General features: G+C 67.4%; 23 protein-coding genes. 12 read left to right on the top strand and 11 right to left on the bottom strand.

What is annotated here, in order from left to right:
- Positions 1–88: 88 nt before the first annotated feature.
- Positions 89–478, bottom strand: a complete 390-nt coding sequence (locus AC07YZ_RS18345; RefSeq protein WP_226494484.1) for a nuclear transport factor 2 family protein — start codon at positions 476–478, stop codon at positions 89–91.
- A 109-nt stretch (positions 479–587) separates the two neighbouring features.
- Between AC07YZ_RS18345 and AC07YZ_RS18340 the strand changes: the two genes are divergently transcribed.
- The 3 genes from AC07YZ_RS18340 (at position 588) to AC07YZ_RS18330 (ending at position 2,677) form a co-directional block, all read left to right on the top strand.
- Entirely contained in the window at positions 588–1,574 is a 987-nt protein-coding gene (locus tag AC07YZ_RS18340) for an AraC family transcriptional regulator (RefSeq protein WP_494795778.1), read from the top strand.
- Between the two features lie 117 nt (positions 1,575–1,691).
- Positions 1,692–1,889: a hypothetical protein gene (locus AC07YZ_RS18335; RefSeq protein ID WP_226494486.1), complete on the top strand. Its 198-nt coding sequence runs from the start codon at positions 1,692–1,694 to the stop codon at positions 1,887–1,889.
- Between the two features lie 68 nt (positions 1,890–1,957).
- Positions 1,958–2,677 (top strand): DUF6969 family protein, encoded by a 720-nt coding sequence (locus AC07YZ_RS18330; protein ID WP_494795777.1) that lies wholly within the window; start codon positions 1,958–1,960, stop codon positions 2,675–2,677.
- A 25-nt stretch (positions 2,678–2,702) separates the two neighbouring features.
- On the opposite strand, the gene AC07YZ_RS18325 is transcribed toward AC07YZ_RS18330, so the two are convergent.
- From AC07YZ_RS18325 to nrtS, 3 genes are read right to left on the bottom strand one after another with little or no spacing between them, the layout of a single operon-like run.
- Positions 2,703–2,939, bottom strand: coding sequence for a zf-HC2 domain-containing protein (locus AC07YZ_RS18325; RefSeq protein ID WP_494795776.1), 237 nt, complete (start codon positions 2,937–2,939; stop codon positions 2,703–2,705).
- On the bottom strand, positions 2,923–3,531 hold the full coding sequence (locus AC07YZ_RS18320; protein ID WP_494795775.1) for an RNA polymerase factor sigma-70: 609 nt from the start codon (positions 3,529–3,531) through the stop codon (positions 2,923–2,925). Before AC07YZ_RS18320 ends, AC07YZ_RS18325 begins: the two co-directional genes overlap by 17 nt.
- A complete protein-coding gene (gene nrtS / locus AC07YZ_RS18315; protein WP_068171463.1) occupies positions 3,528–3,752 on the bottom strand; it encodes a nitrate/nitrite transporter NrtS in 225 nt (74 codons plus the stop codon). The genes AC07YZ_RS18320 and nrtS overlap by 4 nt, the downstream gene beginning before the upstream one ends.
- A 381-nt stretch (positions 3,753–4,133) precedes the next feature.
- Here nrtS and AC07YZ_RS18310 point away from each other — a divergent pair, with 381 nt between their 5' ends.
- From AC07YZ_RS18310 to AC07YZ_RS18280, 7 genes are all read left to right on the top strand, one after another.
- Positions 4,134–4,454 (top strand): BufA1 family periplasmic bufferin-type metallophore, encoded by a 321-nt coding sequence (locus tag AC07YZ_RS18310; RefSeq protein WP_494795774.1) that lies wholly within the window; start codon positions 4,134–4,136, stop codon positions 4,452–4,454.
- Positions 4,455–4,491: 37 nt separating this feature from the next.
- Positions 4,492–5,469 carry an MNIO family bufferin maturase gene (gene bufB, locus AC07YZ_RS18305; protein ID WP_494795773.1) on the top strand — a complete coding sequence of 326 codons (978 nt, stop codon included), beginning with the start codon at positions 4,492–4,494 and terminating at the stop codon, positions 5,467–5,469.
- On the top strand, positions 5,466–6,236 hold the full coding sequence (locus tag AC07YZ_RS18300; protein ID WP_494795772.1) for an HvfC/BufC N-terminal domain-containing protein: 771 nt from the start codon (positions 5,466–5,468) through the stop codon (positions 6,234–6,236). Before bufB ends, AC07YZ_RS18300 begins: the two co-directional genes overlap by 4 nt.
- Before the next feature lie 134 nt (positions 6,237–6,370).
- Positions 6,371–6,814 carry a DoxX family protein gene (locus tag AC07YZ_RS18295; protein WP_494795838.1) on the top strand — a complete coding sequence of 148 codons (444 nt, stop codon included), beginning with the start codon at positions 6,371–6,373 and terminating at the stop codon, positions 6,812–6,814.
- Positions 6,815–6,979: 165 nt separating this feature from the next.
- Positions 6,980–7,555, top strand: coding sequence for a TetR/AcrR family transcriptional regulator (locus AC07YZ_RS18290; RefSeq protein WP_494795771.1), 576 nt, complete (start codon positions 6,980–6,982; stop codon positions 7,553–7,555).
- 47 nt (positions 7,556–7,602) lie between these two features.
- Positions 7,603–7,890, top strand: coding sequence for a YciI family protein (locus tag AC07YZ_RS18285; RefSeq protein WP_494795770.1), 288 nt, complete (start codon positions 7,603–7,605; stop codon positions 7,888–7,890).
- A 66-nt stretch (positions 7,891–7,956) separates the two neighbouring features.
- A complete protein-coding gene (locus tag AC07YZ_RS18280) occupies positions 7,957–8,577 on the top strand; it encodes a DNA-3-methyladenine glycosylase I (RefSeq protein WP_494795769.1) in 621 nt (206 codons plus the stop codon).
- Here the strand turns inward: AC07YZ_RS18280 and AC07YZ_RS18275 are convergent.
- The 4 genes from AC07YZ_RS18275 to AC07YZ_RS18260 are packed head-to-tail and all read right to left on the bottom strand — an operon-like array spanning position 8,549 to position 11,679.
- Positions 8,549–8,881 carry a non-heme iron oxygenase ferredoxin subunit gene (locus AC07YZ_RS18275; protein ID WP_226494495.1) on the bottom strand — a complete coding sequence of 111 codons (333 nt, stop codon included), beginning with the start codon at positions 8,879–8,881 and terminating at the stop codon, positions 8,549–8,551. The two genes, AC07YZ_RS18280 and AC07YZ_RS18275, sit on opposite strands and share 29 nt — an antisense overlap.
- 9 nt (positions 8,882–8,890) lie before the next feature.
- Positions 8,891–9,382: an aromatic-ring-hydroxylating dioxygenase subunit beta gene (locus tag AC07YZ_RS18270; protein WP_494795768.1), complete on the bottom strand. Its 492-nt coding sequence runs from the start codon at positions 9,380–9,382 to the stop codon at positions 8,891–8,893.
- On the bottom strand, positions 9,379–10,644 hold the full coding sequence (locus AC07YZ_RS18265) for an aromatic ring-hydroxylating dioxygenase subunit alpha (protein WP_494795767.1): 1,266 nt from the start codon (positions 10,642–10,644) through the stop codon (positions 9,379–9,381). The genes AC07YZ_RS18270 and AC07YZ_RS18265 overlap by 4 nt, the downstream gene beginning before the upstream one ends.
- A gap of 48 nt (positions 10,645–10,692) precedes the next feature.
- Positions 10,693–11,679, bottom strand: coding sequence for a 2Fe-2S iron-sulfur cluster-binding protein (locus AC07YZ_RS18260; RefSeq protein WP_494795766.1), 987 nt, complete (start codon positions 11,677–11,679; stop codon positions 10,693–10,695).
- Between the two features lie 115 nt (positions 11,680–11,794).
- On the opposite strand from AC07YZ_RS18260, the gene AC07YZ_RS18255 reads away from it, so the two are divergent.
- Together AC07YZ_RS18255 and AC07YZ_RS18250 are read left to right on the top strand one after the other, a co-directional pair.
- Entirely contained in the window at positions 11,795–12,700 is a 906-nt protein-coding gene (locus tag AC07YZ_RS18255) for a LysR family transcriptional regulator (protein WP_494795765.1), read from the top strand.
- A 74-nt stretch (positions 12,701–12,774) separates the two neighbouring features.
- The gene (locus tag AC07YZ_RS18250) at positions 12,775–13,629 is read left to right on the top strand and encodes a ParB N-terminal domain-containing protein (RefSeq protein ID WP_494795764.1); all 855 of its coding nucleotides are present in this window, start codon (positions 12,775–12,777) and stop codon (positions 13,627–13,629) included.
- Between the two features lie 9 nt (positions 13,630–13,638).
- On the opposite strand, the gene AC07YZ_RS18245 is transcribed toward AC07YZ_RS18250, so the two are convergent.
- Genes AC07YZ_RS18245 through AC07YZ_RS18235 form a run of 3 tightly spaced genes read right to left on the bottom strand, consistent with a single transcriptional unit; the run spans position 13,639 to position 15,386 of the window.
- Positions 13,639–14,766 carry a DUF8744 domain-containing protein gene (locus tag AC07YZ_RS18245; protein WP_494795763.1) on the bottom strand — a complete coding sequence of 376 codons (1,128 nt, stop codon included), beginning with the start codon at positions 14,764–14,766 and terminating at the stop codon, positions 13,639–13,641.
- The gene (locus AC07YZ_RS18240; RefSeq protein WP_226494501.1) at positions 14,766–15,098 is read right to left on the bottom strand and encodes a metal-sulfur cluster assembly factor; all 333 of its coding nucleotides are present in this window, start codon (positions 15,096–15,098) and stop codon (positions 14,766–14,768) included. Before AC07YZ_RS18240 ends, AC07YZ_RS18245 begins: the two co-directional genes overlap by 1 nt.
- 36 nt (positions 15,099–15,134) lie before the next feature.
- A complete protein-coding gene (locus AC07YZ_RS18235; protein ID WP_494795762.1) occupies positions 15,135–15,386 on the bottom strand; it encodes a DUF2249 domain-containing protein in 252 nt (83 codons plus the stop codon).
- Positions 15,387–15,635 lie beyond the last annotated feature (249 nt).

Below are 15,635 nucleotides of genomic sequence, written 5' to 3'. Positions count from 1 at the left end.
TGCGCGTCAGCGTGTTTGGGATTTGTGCGTAACGCTGTTTCACGGAAAGGCTCCGAGCGCCATGGGCCGGTCACGCATGCCGCAGGCGTCACTGCCCCCAGAAGGCATCCTCTTGCGTCTGGTCGCTGGAGAACAGCCGCACCTCAACGATCTTGCCGCCCTCGATGCGGATGAGGTCCACGCCCGGCTGCTTGAGCTGGATGCCGTCGCGCTCACCGGCAAATTCAATGGTGATGGCCACCCAGTCACCATTGGCCATGTAGTGGTCGGCACGGGTGATGGCGAACGTGCCTTTGGACACTTCCATCATCTTGCCCAGCATCGGGCCCACAGCGGCCATGCCGCGATGCGTGCCGGAAAACCGGTTGTTGCCGGGCTGGTGCCAGATCACGTCGGGCGAAATGGTGCTGCCCAGCGTGGCCTGGTCGCCGGTTTGCACGGCTTTGATGTAGGTCTTGGCGATGTCGATGTTGTTCATGGTGCGCTCCTGTGTTGACGCGGTTGTGGAAGATGGCTGTGCCAGCGCCGGGGTTGGCTGTCCTTCTCGGACGATTTCAATATGGTTATATTTGGACAAATAAGACCGATTGAAACGGTATATAAGCGACAATGACGGATACTTTCAGGACATTTTCAGAAAACAGCCATCCAAGGCCTCGGAAGCGATTCAGTCCGCATCAGGAAGCACGCAGGTGAACACGGAGATTCAGCGCCTGGGCTATCAACCGCAGGCGCCCTACCAGCTCGACCTCGAAGTCTTTTCTGTGGCCGACCTCAGACACCGGGGCAAGGAACAGGTGCGCGTGACCCACAGGTACGAGTTCCACACCTTGGTGTGCGTCACGCAGGGAAGATGTACCCAGATGGTCGACTTCAAGTCGATCTCTTGTGAGCCGGGGTCGCTGCTGGTGTTGCGGGCAGGACAGGCCCACAACTACGGAGAAGATGAAGACTGGGACGGCTGGAACCTGTTGTTCCGCCCGGAGTTTGTCTTGCCCGTTTCCACGACGTCTCACGACCTCAAGCTCGCGCTCAATCTGGAGAGGTTGCCTGAACACATGGTCCTCAGCAGCCAGGAGCTGCGCAAGGCCACGGACCTGTTTCAGCAGATGCGTGAGGACACACTGATCGACGCGCCGCAGGAAGATGTGCATGCCTTGCTGCGTCATCAGCTCCACACGCTCTTGACGCGGCTGAGCATCCTCCAAGGTCGGCAACAGGTACAAGGGCTTCCGGTCTCCGCGGCCTTGCAACGCTTCAACCGGTTCCAGCAACTGGTGGACGAGCGCTTCGCGCAATGGCACCAGGTGGCCGACTACGCCAGCCACCTCGGCTATACCGAAAAGACGCTGGCGCGCGCCGTGGCGGCGTCCATGGGCACGACGGCCAAGGCCTTCATCGCGGCGCGCATCCATCTGGAAGCCAAGCGCCTGCTGGTGCACACGGACTTGCATGTCGCCACCATCGCCGAGAAGCTGGGCTTCGACGAGGCGACCAACTTCAGCAAGTTCTTCCGGCGCGAGGTGGACTGCACCCCGGCAGAATTTCGAAGGCAGCAAAGAATGTCTCTTTGACGCCCTGAGCGGTGTAACGATTCGGCGACCTGCGGCGACTGAACCCCACCAAGGCTTGTGCACGCCTGTCTGGCGATGCACGAGACCCTGGCATGTCCATCACATCAGGAGCTTTCCATGTCCACGTTCTCTTCCCGCCTGTCCATGAGCCTGGCCGCCGCCGTTGTCACCACCGCCGCCCTCGGGGGCTGCGCCATGGCCTGCCGCGCCTGCGGTGGCGCCAAATGCGGCCCGGCCAAATCCATGTCCAAATGCGGCGCCGCCGCCAAGTGTGGTGCCTGCAAGGCCAAGTGCGGCGCCTGTAAAGCCCAATAAGCCCCAGGTCTTGCGCCCGATCCCCCGGGTCCCATCGGCGGTTCCGGGGATTCCTTCACCGAGGCCCCATGTCCGCATCCTCTGTTTTGCGCCGCCACTGGCGCTCGACCCCGCTGGCCGAACTCAACACCGCGCTCCGCCACGGCCTGTCCAGCGTGGAGGCGTTCGAGCGGGCGACCACCGCGTCGGGCTCGCTGCTGCAGAGCTGGGTGCGGGGCGCCCAGGTGGTGGCGTACGAACACTACCCGCCGGCGGACGTGATCGATCTGCGCAGCGGCGCCCAGTTCTATTACCACGCCCACCGCAACCACGGCGACGAGCACGGCCACCTGCATGTGTTCTGGCATGCCACCGCGTCGGGCCGCCGCCGTCGGCCCACGCTGGGCCGCACGGTGTGGAAACGCACCGCCCCCACCCACCTGCTGGCCATCGCGCTCGACGCCCGGGGCCTGCCCGTGAACCTCTTCACCACCAACCAATGGGTCACCGACGGTCATTGGTTCGACGCGGCGCGCACGCTGGCCTGCCTGGACCGCTGCAGCCCCGGCCCGGTGACCGGGCATGAACACGCATGCGCCTGGCTGACCCATTTCCTGGCCTTCTACCGGCCATTGATCGCCGACCTGCTGGTGCGGCGCGACGCCCGCCTGCACGCCCATGGCCCGTTGGCCGACGCGCTGAACAACCGGCGGCTGGACGTGCTCAGCCACCGCCGCATCGACTGGGCCGCCGATCTCGATGCGCTGCAGGCCGAAGCGAGCCGGCGCGGGCTGCCCGCCCCTCGATGAGCCGGCGCCCGGCCGGACAAGGCGCTCAGGGCTCGCCGTCCCCTTGGGGCCGGGCCGGCGCATCGGCCGCGCCGTCCACCACATCATCCACCCGCTCGGCGTAGGCCCGCATGGCCCGGCGCAGGAACGGCACCTGCAGGCTGAAGTTCTTGCAGCCGTCGCACATCATCAGGTGCAGGTTGAGCGACAGCTTCTCCGTGACCGACAGCTTGCGCTCCTGGGATTCGGACACCAGGCGGGTCACCTCACGACAGTTCAGCATGTTGCCCTCCTTGCGCAAACCAGCGGTTCTCCAGGCACTCGCGCAGCCGCAGCCGCGAGCGGTGGAGCATCACATTCAGATTGGTCGAGGTGATGCCCACCTCGGTGCAGATCTCGCGCGCGTCCAGCCCGATGTATTCGCGCATCATGAACACGCGGGCCTGCTGCCCGGGCAACCCCTCCAGGCACAGCTCGAACACCTTCCAGAACTGCTTGTCGTGCAGCGTCTCCGTGGGGTTGCCCCAGGTGGCCGGCCGCTCATCGGACTCCCACATGCCACGGGCATCGAACAGCTCGTTCAGGTCCGCTTCTTCGTCGGCGTCGCCCACCACCTGCTGCGACGACACGTGGCGCTGCTTGTGGCGCAGGATGTCGGTGATCTTGTGCTTGAGGATGGCGAACACCCAGGTCTTCAGGCTGGCCTTGCCGGCGAAGGTGGCCGTGTTCTTGAAGGCACCGAGCAGCGCTTCCTGCACGGCGTCTTCGGCCAGTTGGGCGTCGCCCAGCTGCAGCGCCGCGAACTTGAGCATCTTGCCCCGTAGGGCGCTGAGTTCAGCCGGATCGACCCCCGGCGGCAGGCCCGTCGCGCTCACGGTGCGGCCCGGTTCGTCAGCTGGTTGCGGGCCGCGCTGTAGCTGGACACCGCGTAGGGCACCAGAAAATTCAGCACCACGTGCCCCCACGAAATGCCCGCGCCAGCCAGCAAGGCCTCGCCCTGGTTGATCAGGTTGAGCACACAGCCCACCACGAACGACACGCGCAGAGCGCCGATCACGATCGGTCGGGAAAACACCGTGCTGAAAAAACCCTGCATGGACAACTCCGATGAAACGATGCGATGCGCGGCGGCGCCACGCACCCGTGGCACCACAGGGGCGCATTCTCGCGCACGCGTCCGCGCGCCCGGAGTCGGCATGCAGGCGCACTCCGCAAAGTGGCAACCAACCCGTGGGGGGACCTCCGGTGTGAAATGGTGTTGATGAGGTGTTGAAGAGCTGCTTGGTCGTTCGGCGACGGCCCATCGTTACAGCCCTCCCTTGCGGTCATCGACGAAGGCCTGCGCCGGCCTGGGCTTCGTCGGCCGCCACACGGAATTTTCAGGTCCGGTGTAAGAACCGCCGCATGGCCGCGACTACACCTTGCAAGCCCATCTTGTTGGCAAGCAACCCACCCCCAACCGTTTCAGGAGATCACCATGAACCCCACCCTCACCCGCCGCAACGCCGCCCGCATCGCTTCGGGCACCGCCCTCGCCCTGGCCATGGGCGCCGCCCTGACGCTGGCCGCCAGCCCGGCCGCCGCCCAGAGCGCCGACAAGGAAAAATGTTTTGGCGTGGCCCTCAAAGGCAAGAACGACTGCGCCGCCGGCCCCGGCACCACCTGCGCCGGCACCTCCAAGGTGGACCACCAGGGCAACGCCTGGTCGCTGGTGCCCAAGGGCAGCTGCGAGAAGACCGCATCGCCCACGTCGCCCACCGGATTTGGCCAGCTCAAGGCCTTCCAGGAAAAGGCCTGACCCAGGCCGCGCGGCCGCCGCACACCGGAGAACCCCCATGAGCCTTCACCCCGCTTCTGCCTCCGGTCCCGTCGCGCTGGCCGCGCTCAGCCAGCCCCGCGCGCCCGTTCCCGGGCCGCTGCCACAGCGCGCCGGGCTGGGCCTCAAACCTGAACACTTTGCCCACATCCACGCGCACCGGCCCGACGTGGGTTTCTTTGAAATGCATGCGGAAAACTACCTGGTGGCCGGTGGCCCCATGCACCACCACCTCACCCGCATCCGCGAAAGCTACCCGCTGAGCATCCACGGCGTGGGCCTGTCCATTGGCGGCGAGGACCCGCTCGACGCCGAACACCTGGACGCGGTGGCCCGGCTGGTCGAACGCTACCAGCCCGCGCTGTTTTCCGAACACCTGGCCTGGTCGAGCCACGGCGGCGTGTTCTTCAACGACCTGCTGCCCCTGCCCTACAACCTGCCCATGCTGCGGCGCGTGTGCGACCACATCGACCAGGTACAGACCCGGCTGGGCCGCCCCATGCTGCTGGAGAACCCGTCCACCTATGTGGCGTTCGCCAGCTCCACCTGGAGCGAAGGCGACTTCCTGCGCGAGGTGATCCAGCGCACCGGCTGCGGCCTGCTGCTGGACGTGAACAACGTCTACGTCTCCAGCATCAACCACGGCCGCGACCCCCTGCGCAGCCTGTGCGAACTGCCCTGCCACGCCACCGGCGAAATCCACCTCGCGGGCTTTGCCGAGGACGTCGATGGCGCGGGCGACCGCCTGCTGATCGACGCCCACGGCTCGCCGGTGGCCGAAGCGGTCTGGGCGCTGTACGACACCGCGCTGGCCCTCGCCGGCGCGCAGCCCACGCTGATCGAGCGCGACAACGACGTGCCCAGCTTCGAGGTGCTGCACCACGAGGCGCGGCTGGCGGAACAGCACCTGTCGGCGGGCGCGCTGGCGACGCCCCCTGCCCGGCCCTGCCCACGCACGCGCACCCGCTACGCCCCGTCGCTGGAGGCCTCCCCATGAGCACGCAACACAGCTGGGCCCAGGCCCTGCTCGACCCGGCGCAGGCCGCCCCCAGCGGCCTCGTCACCTGGAACCACAGCGACCCACAGCGCCGCCTGGCCGTGCACCGCAACAACGTGATGGTGTCGCTGGTGGACGCGCTGGCCCACACCTTCCCGGTCACGCAAGAGCTGGTGGGCGAAACCTTCTTCCGCGCCATGGCCCAGGTCTTCGTGCGCGCCCACCCGCCCCGCACCCGGGTGCTCAGCCACTACGGCGCCGAGCTGCCCGGGTTCATCGCCCGCTTCGCTCCCGCGGCCAGCCTGCCCTACCTGGCCGACGTGGCGCAACTCGAAATGCTGCGCCTGCAGGCCCTGCACGCCGCCGACGCCCGCGCCATGGACGCCCAGGCCATCGCGGCGGTCATGCACGACGCGCGGGCGCTGCCCACGCTGCGCTGGCGGCTGGCCCCCAGCCTGCACCTCCTGCGCTCCGCGCACGCGGCCGTCTCGCTTTGGGCGGCCCACCAGGAGGGCAGCGGCCTCGCGCTGGAAGACATCGACCCCGCGCAGGCCGAGTCGGCCCTGGTGTTTCGCAGCGGCCTGGACGTGATGGTCTGGCAGACCCCGCCCGGCATGGACGAGCTGGTGCTGGGCCTGCTGCTGGACGACCCCTTTGGCCAGGCCCTGGAGCGGGCCCTGGCCGCCGCGCCCGACTTCGACCTCACCCAGGCCCTGGCCACCCTGATCCGCCACGAACTGTTGATCGGGGTGGAGCACGCCCACTGAGCCACTGGCCACCTTTCAACCACAACACCCAGGAGACCGCCATGAACACCCTCACCACCCCCTCCCCCGCCAACGCCGCCACCGACGGCACCATGGCGCGCCTGAGCGCGCTGCTGCAGAGCGTGCACCGCCTGATGGGCCATCTGCCCAACACCCTGCTGGCCTTCATCGCGCGCTTCTCCATCGCCGCGGTGTTCTGGAAATCGGGTCAGACCAAGATCGAAGGTCTGGCCATCGACATCGTCGGCGGCCAGTTCACGCTGGGCATGCCCCGGCTGTCGGACAACGCGGTGTTCCTGTTCAAGGAGGAATACAAGCTGCCCCTGCTGTCGCCCGAACTGGGCGCGACCCTGGCCGCGCTCGGCGAGCACATCCTGCCCATCTTCATCCTGTTCGGCCTGGCCACGCGCCTGTCGGCCCTGGGCCTGCTGGGCATGACGCTGGTGATCCAGCTCTTCGTCTACCCCGACGCCTACCCCACCCACGGCACCTGGGCCGCCGTGCTGCTCTACCTGATGGCGCACGGCCCGGGCAAGCTGTCCATCGACACCTGGATCGCGCGCCGCTGCGCGGCCTGAAACCGCCCCATTGACGACGTAGGACAACTGTCCTATATTCTCGATCAATAGGACAACCGTCCTAAAAAGGACCCAAGAACCCGCGCAGTTCCGTGACGGCCGACCATGGACCACGACCGGCCGCGGTTCTCGGTGAGTGCCAAATTTCCTCAGGAACGCCTCTTCATGGGTGACAAGCAGACACGTGACCACATCGTTGAAGCCGCCGACCGGCTGTTCTACGAAAACGGCTACGGGCACACCTCGTTCGCCCACATCGCCGATTCGGTGCAGATCTCGCGCGGCAACTTCTATTACCACTTCAAGAGCAAGGACGAAATCCTGGACGCGGTGATCGCGCTGCGTCTGGCCAACACCCAGCGGATGCTGGACCGCTGGGAGCAGGACGCCGCCTCCCCCCTGGAACGCCTGCGCCGGTTCACCGACATGCTGATCGTCAACCAGGCGCCGATCCTGCGGTACGGCTGCCCGGTCGGCACGCTGTGCACCGAGCTCGCCAAGCTCGACCACGCCGGCAAAGAACAGGCCAATGCGCTGTTCACGCTGTTTCGCACCTGGTTGAAGCGGCAGTTCGTGGCGCTGGGCCGCAAGTCCGACGCCGATGCGCTGGCGATGCACCTGCTGGGCCGCAGCCAAGGCATCGCCACCCTCGCGAATGCCCTGGGCGACAAGCGCTTCCTGCACCGCGAAGTCCGGCAGCTGCACGCGTGGCTGGAGCAAGGCATGGCGCCCCGGGGTTGACCCCTCGGGCAAGCGCGAGATCAACCATTCAACAGGAGTCGAATCCCATGTTTGTCGTATTGCTCAGGTTCTCGAACAACCGATCACAGGCCAGTCGTTTCCTGGAGGGGCACAAGCGCTGGCTCGACCACGGCTTCGATGACGGCGTCTTCCTGCTGGCGGGAAGCATCCAGCCCCAGCAGGGAGGGGGCCTGCTCGCACACCACACAACGAGACAGGAGCTTCTGGACCGGGTGAACGAAGACCCGTTTGTTGCCGAAGATGTCGTGACAGCCGAGATCGTTGAAATCGCCCCATCGAGAATGGATCAACAGCTGCAGTCCCTGCTCGGTTGAACCCCCGTCCAATGACAGCATCAGACAAGGCCATCGAAACATGAGTGCAGCACGGAGGGTCGTCCAATGAGCACAACCATCATCGGCCCCGACGGGGCAGCACGGTGCCGCTGGTGCGCGGCGGCGCCCGAGTTCCTCGCGTACCACGACCACGAGTGGGGCTTCCCGGTCGACGACGACCGGCGCCTCTTCGAGAAGATCAGCCTGGAGGCTTTCCAGTCGGGGCTGAGCTGGCGCACCATCCTCGCCAAACGCGACCACTTCCGGGCCGCCTTCGACGGCTTCGACTTCCACCGGGTCGCGCGCTACACCCAGAGCGACGTCGAGCGGCTGCTGCAGGACAAGGGCATCGTGCGCCACCGAGGCAAGATCGAGGCGGTGATCCACAACGCCGCACGCGCGGTGGAGCTCGTCCAGCAAGAAGGCTCGCTGGCCGCGTTCATCTGGCGCTACGAGCCCGAGGCGGCGCAACTGGCGACGCCCCAGACGGTCTCGACCTCGGCGCAGTCGGAGCGGCTGTCGCGCGACCTGAAAAAGCTCGGCTGGAAATTCGTGGGACCCACCACCGTGTACGCCTTCATGCAGGCCATGGGGCTGATCAACGACCACGCCGAACCATGCGCGATCCGCCCGAAGGCCGAGCGCGCACGCCAGGCCTTCAAGCGGCCGGGCATCCGCCCAGTTTGAGCCACACGCGCCGGTTCTCGACCTTCACCGGGTAGGTCCGGATGTTCTCGGTCAGCGGCGCGCACAGGGCCTGGCCGGTGCAGACGTCGAACTTGCCCTGGTGCAGCGGGCATTCGATTTCGCGCCCTTCCAGAAAGCCGTCGCTCATGCGCGCCGCGCCGTGGGTGCACAGGTTGGAGGTGGCGTACACCTGCCCGTCCACCTCGTAGAGCGCGACCTCCTGGCCGGCCACCACAATGCCCATCACATCGCCCTCGGGCACGTCTTCGAACGCCACCGCGTCGGTCCAGTTGTCTTCTGCCATGGGCTTGCCTCAGATCGGGTAGATGATGGAATTGGCGATCATTTCGCTGTCGTACACGCACAGGCGCGACAGCAGCTTCAGGCCCTCGGGCCGGCGCACGATCACGTCGCGGTAGAAGCCGGCGCTCAGCACGATGGACTCGGCGTCGATCTTGGTGCGGATGACGGCGTAGTTGGCCTCGGACTCGATGCGTTCGCCGTCGGCCGTCTGCTCGATCCGGATCACGCGCGGCGTGCCCACGATGTGGCGCTGGTAGTACGGGTCGTGGTACATGGTTTCCTTCACGCCGTACACCCGGTCGCGGATCATGGCCTGGCTCTCCAACGCCAGCAGGCACAGGGGCAGGCCCTGCTCGTGGTTCTCGCGGGGCTGCAGCCGGTAGCTGCCCTCCTCGACGAAGAAATCGGGCCACTGCTCCCAGTCGGCCGAGTCGCACACCATGGCGTAGTCGCTGTAGAGATTGAGCAGTTCGAAGTAGGTCTTGAAGTCGATCATGTTCATTCCCCCATCACCTTGCGCCAGTAGCCGTACATGCCTCGAATCAGGGTCTCGGTCACCATGTGATCGGTGTCGCCAATGTCGTGCCCGCCCATTTCGAGCACGGTGCGGTGCGCGGGCTTCTGCTCGAAGCCCTCTTGCGACCACTCGATCACCTCGCCGTCGTCGGCCGAGACGAAGCCGGCCGGGCCGAACAGATTGGCCTGGATCAGGCGGCGCTGCTCCATCTCGGGCGTGTCGTCCTCGAAGCCGAAGTGGGTCCAGACGAAGTCGAACGAGCCATGCCCGTTGGGCTGGATGTGGCGCGTGGACACGCTGTTGACCTGCTGCTGGATGATCACGCTGGGGAAGATGGTGGTCATCACCGCGGTCGGGCCGGCCCACCAGGGCTCGGGCACGATGTCGAGCAGGCGCGGGTCGTTGAGCTTCATGGACTCCTTGAAGCTGTCCACACCGGCCACCACCTCCTCGTTCCTGCCGCCCTGCCCCCGCGTGGAGATCATGGCGGCGTGGCGGAAGTGCGCGTCCATCTTGAGCTCGGACTTGTTGTCGGCGCGCCAGAGGCCGAAGGTGGAAAACCAGGTGTGCAGCAGACCGGGGTGGTAGGGGTCCTTGATGTTCTCCTGCATCAGCTTCCAGTTGCCCGGAATGCGCTGGCGCCGGTAGCCCAGCACCTTGAGCGGGCGGCCATCAAAGACGCGGTCGAAGTAATGCAGGATGGTGGGACCGAGGAAGGCCTCCAGCGGCTCCACATCGTGGTCGAACGACGCGAAGACCACGCCGCCACGGGTGGCCACCTTGAGCTTGGTCAGCCCGTGGTCTTCGAGCTTGAAGTCCTTGGGCATGCCGCCGTTGACCTTGCCGTCCTGCTTGACGCCGCGGCGGAACGGCACGCCCTGCAGGTCGCCCTTGAGGCTGTAATTCCACTGGTGGTAGGGGCAGAAGAAGTCTTTCGTCGCCTTGCCGCTGCGCTCGCGGCAGAAGCGCATGCCGCGGTGGGCACAGACGTTCTCCACCACGTTGATGCCGCCGTCGGGGTCGCGCACCATGATGACCGAGCGCTCGCCGATCACCGAGCGCCTGAAGTCGCCCGGGTGGGGGATCTCGGCCTCCAGGCCCACGTAGCACCAGTGGCCGGCGTAGAAGAAGCGGTCCAGCTCGCGCCGGTAGAGGTCGTCGCGGGTATAGGCCCAGAACGGGACGCGGCTGGTGCCTTCGCCCGGCCATGCCGGGTCCTGGGGAAACACGGTGGGGGTTTCGCTCATCGTGGGGTCTCCTGTGGTTGGGTTCTGGGTGGGGCCGGGCGGTGCGGATCAGACGCCGCCGGGGTAGAAAGCGTCGGCGTGCACATGCTCGGGGGCCATGCCCATCTGGCGCACCAGCAGGCCGAGCGCCTCCACCATCGCGGGCGCGCCGCACAGGTAGGCGCGCCAGCCGGCGAGCGAGGCGATGTCCTGCGCGATGGCGTCGGTCACCAGGCCGCGGCGCTGGCCGGCTTCCACCGGGCCGGTGGCCACCACGATGTGAACGCGCAGGTTGGGGTGGCGCTGCGCCATCGCGCTCAGGCGGTCGGCGTCGTACAGGTCGTGCTGGCTGCGCACCCCGAAGTACAGGTGGATCGGGTTCTCCATGCCCCCTTCGAGCGCACCGCGCACGATCGAGAGCACGGGCGCCAGCCCGGTGCCGCCGCCCACGCACAGCATAGGCCCCGTGTGTCTGCGGCGCAGGTAGGCCGTGCCCAGCGGGCCGCTGAGGCGGATGGTCGAACCGGGCTTGAGCTCGTCGAACACGTACGCCGAGACCTGGCCCCCAGGCACGCGGCGGATCTGGAACTCCATGTCGGTGTCGTCGGGCAGGCCCGCCATGGAATAGGGCCGGATGTGTTCGGGCGTGAACTGCAGCGTGGCGTACTGCCCCGGGCTGAAGGCCAGCGGCTTGGCCAGCCGCACCCGCAGGCGCTGGACGTCGTGCGTGGCGTCCTCGATGGCGGTGACCGTGCCTTTGATGATGCGCGCGGGGTGCACCACGACCTCGTCCACCTCGGGCACTTCGATGGTGCAGTTGTCGGTCAGCACCGCCTGGCAGGCCAGCACGTAGCGGCCCGTACCGGTCTGCGGGCGGCCGGCTTCGGGGCCGGCGTCCATCAGGTCACCGTCCACCACGCGGCAGCGGCAGGTGCCGCAGCGCCCCGACATGCAGCTGTAGGAGATGGGAACCTCGTTGGCCCGCAGCACGTCCAGCAGGTTCTTTCCACTGTCCACGTTCAGGCGCAGCTTGAGCGGTTCTACGACGAGTTCCATGGCGGTTTGTGTCTCGATGTCTCCGATGTGGGGCGATTCTGGAGCGCCAAGTCATATCAGTCGATAAAGCAAACCGCATAGATAGAATCACCATCATGAATATGGCGGCCACCCCATGGACCTGCGCGACATCGACCTGAACCTGCTGGTGGTGTTCAACCAGCTGCTGCTCGACCGCAGCGCGTCCACGGCCGCCGACAAGCTCGGGCTCTCGCAGCCGGCGGTGAGCAACGCGCTCAAGCGCCTGCGCGCGGTGTTGAAGGACGAGCTGTTCCTGCGCACCTCGCGCGGCATGGAGCCCACACCCTATGCGCTGCATCTGGCCGAGCCGGTGGTGTACGCGCTCAACGCGCTGCAGACCGCCTTGTCGCGGCGCGACTCGTTCGACCCGCTGACCAGCCAGCGCACCTTCAACCTGGCCATGACCGACATCGGTGAGATGTACTTCATGCCGCCGCTGATGGACGCCCTGTCGCGCCTGGCGCCGCAGGTGCGGGTCCACACCCACCGGCCGAACGCCGACCAGCTGCGGGAAGACATGGCCTCGGGGTCGGTGGACCTCGCACTGGGCCTGATGCCGCATCTGCAGGCCGGTTTTTTCCAGCGCCGGCTGTTCCGGCAGCGCTACGTGTGCATGTTCCGCCAGGGCCACCCCACGGCCCGCTCGCCCATGAGCCTGGCGCAGTTCTGCAAGCTGGAGCACGTGGGCGTGGTGGCGCCGAACACCGGCCACGGCGAGGTGGACGGCCTGCTGGCGCGCGCGGGCATCGAACGGCGCATGCGCCTGGTGGTGCCGCACTTCATCGCCGTGGGCCACATCCTGCAGAGTACCGACCTGATCGCGACGCTGCCCGAGCGCTTCGCGCAGCGCTGCCAGGAGCCGTTCAAGCTGGTGATCTCCCCGCACCCGGTGAAGCTGCCCGAGATCGCCATCAACCTGTTCTGGCACGCCAAGTACAACCGCGACCCGGACAGCGTGTGGCTGCGCCAGCTGATCGTCGAACTGTTCGCCGACCCCTGACGCCGGCGCGAGGCCCTGCGTTGGCCGCCCATCTACAATTCGCGCCCCCAAGCCACGCCCCGAACCCCGACCCCATGAACATCACCGTCAACCCGGACCTCAAAGCCTATATCGACCCCCTGACCCCGGAGGAACACGAGGCGCTGGAGCGCAGCCTGCTGGCCGAGGGCTGCCGCGATGCGCTGGTGCTCTGGGGCGACGTGCTGGTGGACGGGCACAACCGCTACGGCATCTGCCAGCAACACGGCCTGCCCTTCCAGACGGTGCAGAACCCGCGCTTCCAGTCCATGGAGGATGTGCACCTGTGGATGATCGACCAGCACCTGGGCCGGCGCAGCGTGTCGGACTTCCAGCGCGGCGTGCTGGCGCTGCGCAAGCGCGAGATCATTGCCGAACGGCGCTCGCGGGCGCTGGCCGCGCCGTCGGCGGACGCACTGCCCGAGGCATCCGATCAGACTGAGCCGGCCAGGCCAACGGACAGCCCGGCCGCCACCGCGCCCGCGCTCGAATCCAAGCCCCTGCACAGCCGCGAAGACATCGCCAAGGCGGCGCGGCTCAGCAGCAGCCAGGTGGTGATGATCGAAAAGATCCAGAAGCAGGCCGAGCCCGAGCTGGTCGCGGCCCTGAAGTCCGGCACGATCTCGCTCAACGCGGCGGCGGCTGTGGCCAGCCTGCCGGCCGAAGAGCAGAAGGCCGCCGCGCTGGCCGGCAAGGACGAGCTCAAGCTGGCGGCCAAGCGGGTGCGCGAGTCGCGGCGCAAGCCGCAGGACACGGATGCGGATGCAAGCGCGCAGCCGCAGGAGGCCCAGCCGCCCACCGACGAACTGACGGCCTTGCGCCAACAGGTGGCGCAGCTGCAGGCCGAGAACACCGCCCTGCGCCAGCAGGTGCAGGCCCTGCGCGGCCAGCTGGAAGAAGCGTCGGCGTAGACCCCGCGCCTACGGCGCCGGCCCGTGTTTCAGGCGCCAGACCAGCACCGCGCCCGCCACCGTGGCGGCAAACAGGCCCATGGCCACGGCGTTGAACAAAGCGCCGCTGGCGCGCAGGCCCAGGTCCGCGAGCCCCGGCCCGAGGCGCACCAGCAGCGACAGGTGCAGGGCCGCCAGCGGCAGGTAGAACAGCCCGCCGAACTGCAGCTTGACCCGCGCGATGGCCGGCAGGATCACCGGCGCGTGCCCCATCATCATGCTGACGATGAAGCCCAGCCCCAGGGCGTGCAGCGCGGCGTCGCGCAGCGGCAGGCCCAGCGCGGCCCCAGCCCAGGCGAGGCCCGCGATGGCGAGCCAGGCATAACCGCCCAACAGGCACACGGCCATGTAGCGCGTCAGGCCGTCGGCGTGGATGGTGCGGCGGGCGATGTCGAACACCCCCAGCCAGACGGCCAGCAGGAACAGCGCCACGCCGTAGAGCACGCCCCCGGCCATGGGCGCGAACATCGACCAGCCGGCGCCCCCGACCACGGCGGCCAGCACCAGGAGCAGCGAGAACCGGGCGCCGGGGCGCGCCCGCATCAGCCGGGTCATTTCCAGCCGCTCGGCGGCGATCGTCATCACCAGAAAACCGAACCACCAGGGCAGGCTGGCCACGTCACCCGGCCGGAACAGGAACACCAGGCCGCCCGCGAGCCAAGCCAGCGCGGCGGCCAACAGCAGCACCGTATGGGCCGCGCGCTGGCGGCGGACGATCACCAGGTTGACGGCCACGAAGACGGCCGCGGCCACCACGATCAGGACCGCGGCCACACCACCGAACCCGAGCAGCAGGCACAGCCCGCCCAGGCCGGAGGCCAGCGGCGCCAGCCAGGCCCCCGCGGCCTTGACGGCCACGGCCCGCTCGATGCCGATGACCGTGCCCAGGAAGCCGCAGATCATCAGGGCCGCGTGCGACAGCGCGGCGCGCCCCAGCCATGCGTGGGACTGCAACAGCTCGGGCAGTTGCACGCCGGCCCGCAACAGCCCCCCGGCGATGCCGCCCAGCAGGGCCATGGCCACGAGGGCCAGCAGCAGCGGCGCCAGCCGGCCACGGCGCGGCGGCGGGCGGGCGATGCGTGAGGCGCGCTCGGCCATCAGCGGTCCATGAAGCGCCGTGCGCGCTCGCTCAGGCGTTCCTCGCTCCAGGGCGGCTCCCAGACCAGCTCCACCTGGATCAGCATCTCGGGCGGCAGGTCCCGGTCCAGCTCGTTTTCGATCTCTTCGATGATCAGGTCGGTCACCGGGCAGGCGGCCGAGGTCATGGTCACCCGGGCATGCACCTTGTTGTCGGCCACGCTCACCCGGTAGATCAGGCCCAGGTCCACCACGTTGATGGAAACCTCCGGGTCCACGACACGTCGCAGCGCCTTGGCGATCGGTTCGAGCAGGGCGTCCGGGCCGTCGTAGGGAAAAGGGGTGGGTGTCATGGAAGGCTCCTGCGCGCCGGGCGGCACACCCGGCATTCAACCAATGACGCAGAAGTCGAGCACCACTTCGCCCGGTTCCCGACGCAGGTATTCCAGGGACACGGCGTCCCCGAAGGTCTGGCGGATCTGCGCCAGCAGGGGGATGGGATCGTGGTCGTTGACGAAGCGCATGGTTTCCCCCGGCTGCAGGCTTTTCAGCGCGCCGAAGATGGCGGCGTGGCGAAAGCGCTTGGCCACCCCGCGGGCGTCGAAGAGGTGAACGTTCTGGAGAGTCTGAGTGTTGCTCATGGGAACCTCGTGAAGAAGGAAGGGACGGAGTGGGACGGAAAGCACCGGTTGGCATCCCGCCGCCAGGCGCTGCGGTGATCGGCATGGGTGCCAGACAAGGCCGATCACACGCTTAAAGATGCATTTTTGATGAATCTATTTTAGACGCCGCCGGCAAAAGATTCATTTGACATGCATCAAATTCAGACCAACGGCGTGCCCCGGATGTCCGCCCACCGCAGGACCGCCAGCCCCCAGCCCGGCGCAGGC

Source organism: Hydrogenophaga sp. GW101-3F08, from assembly GCF_059424585.1.
Note: the sequence above shows the minus strand (reverse complement) of the source record. Positions and strands in the feature narration are given on the sequence as shown.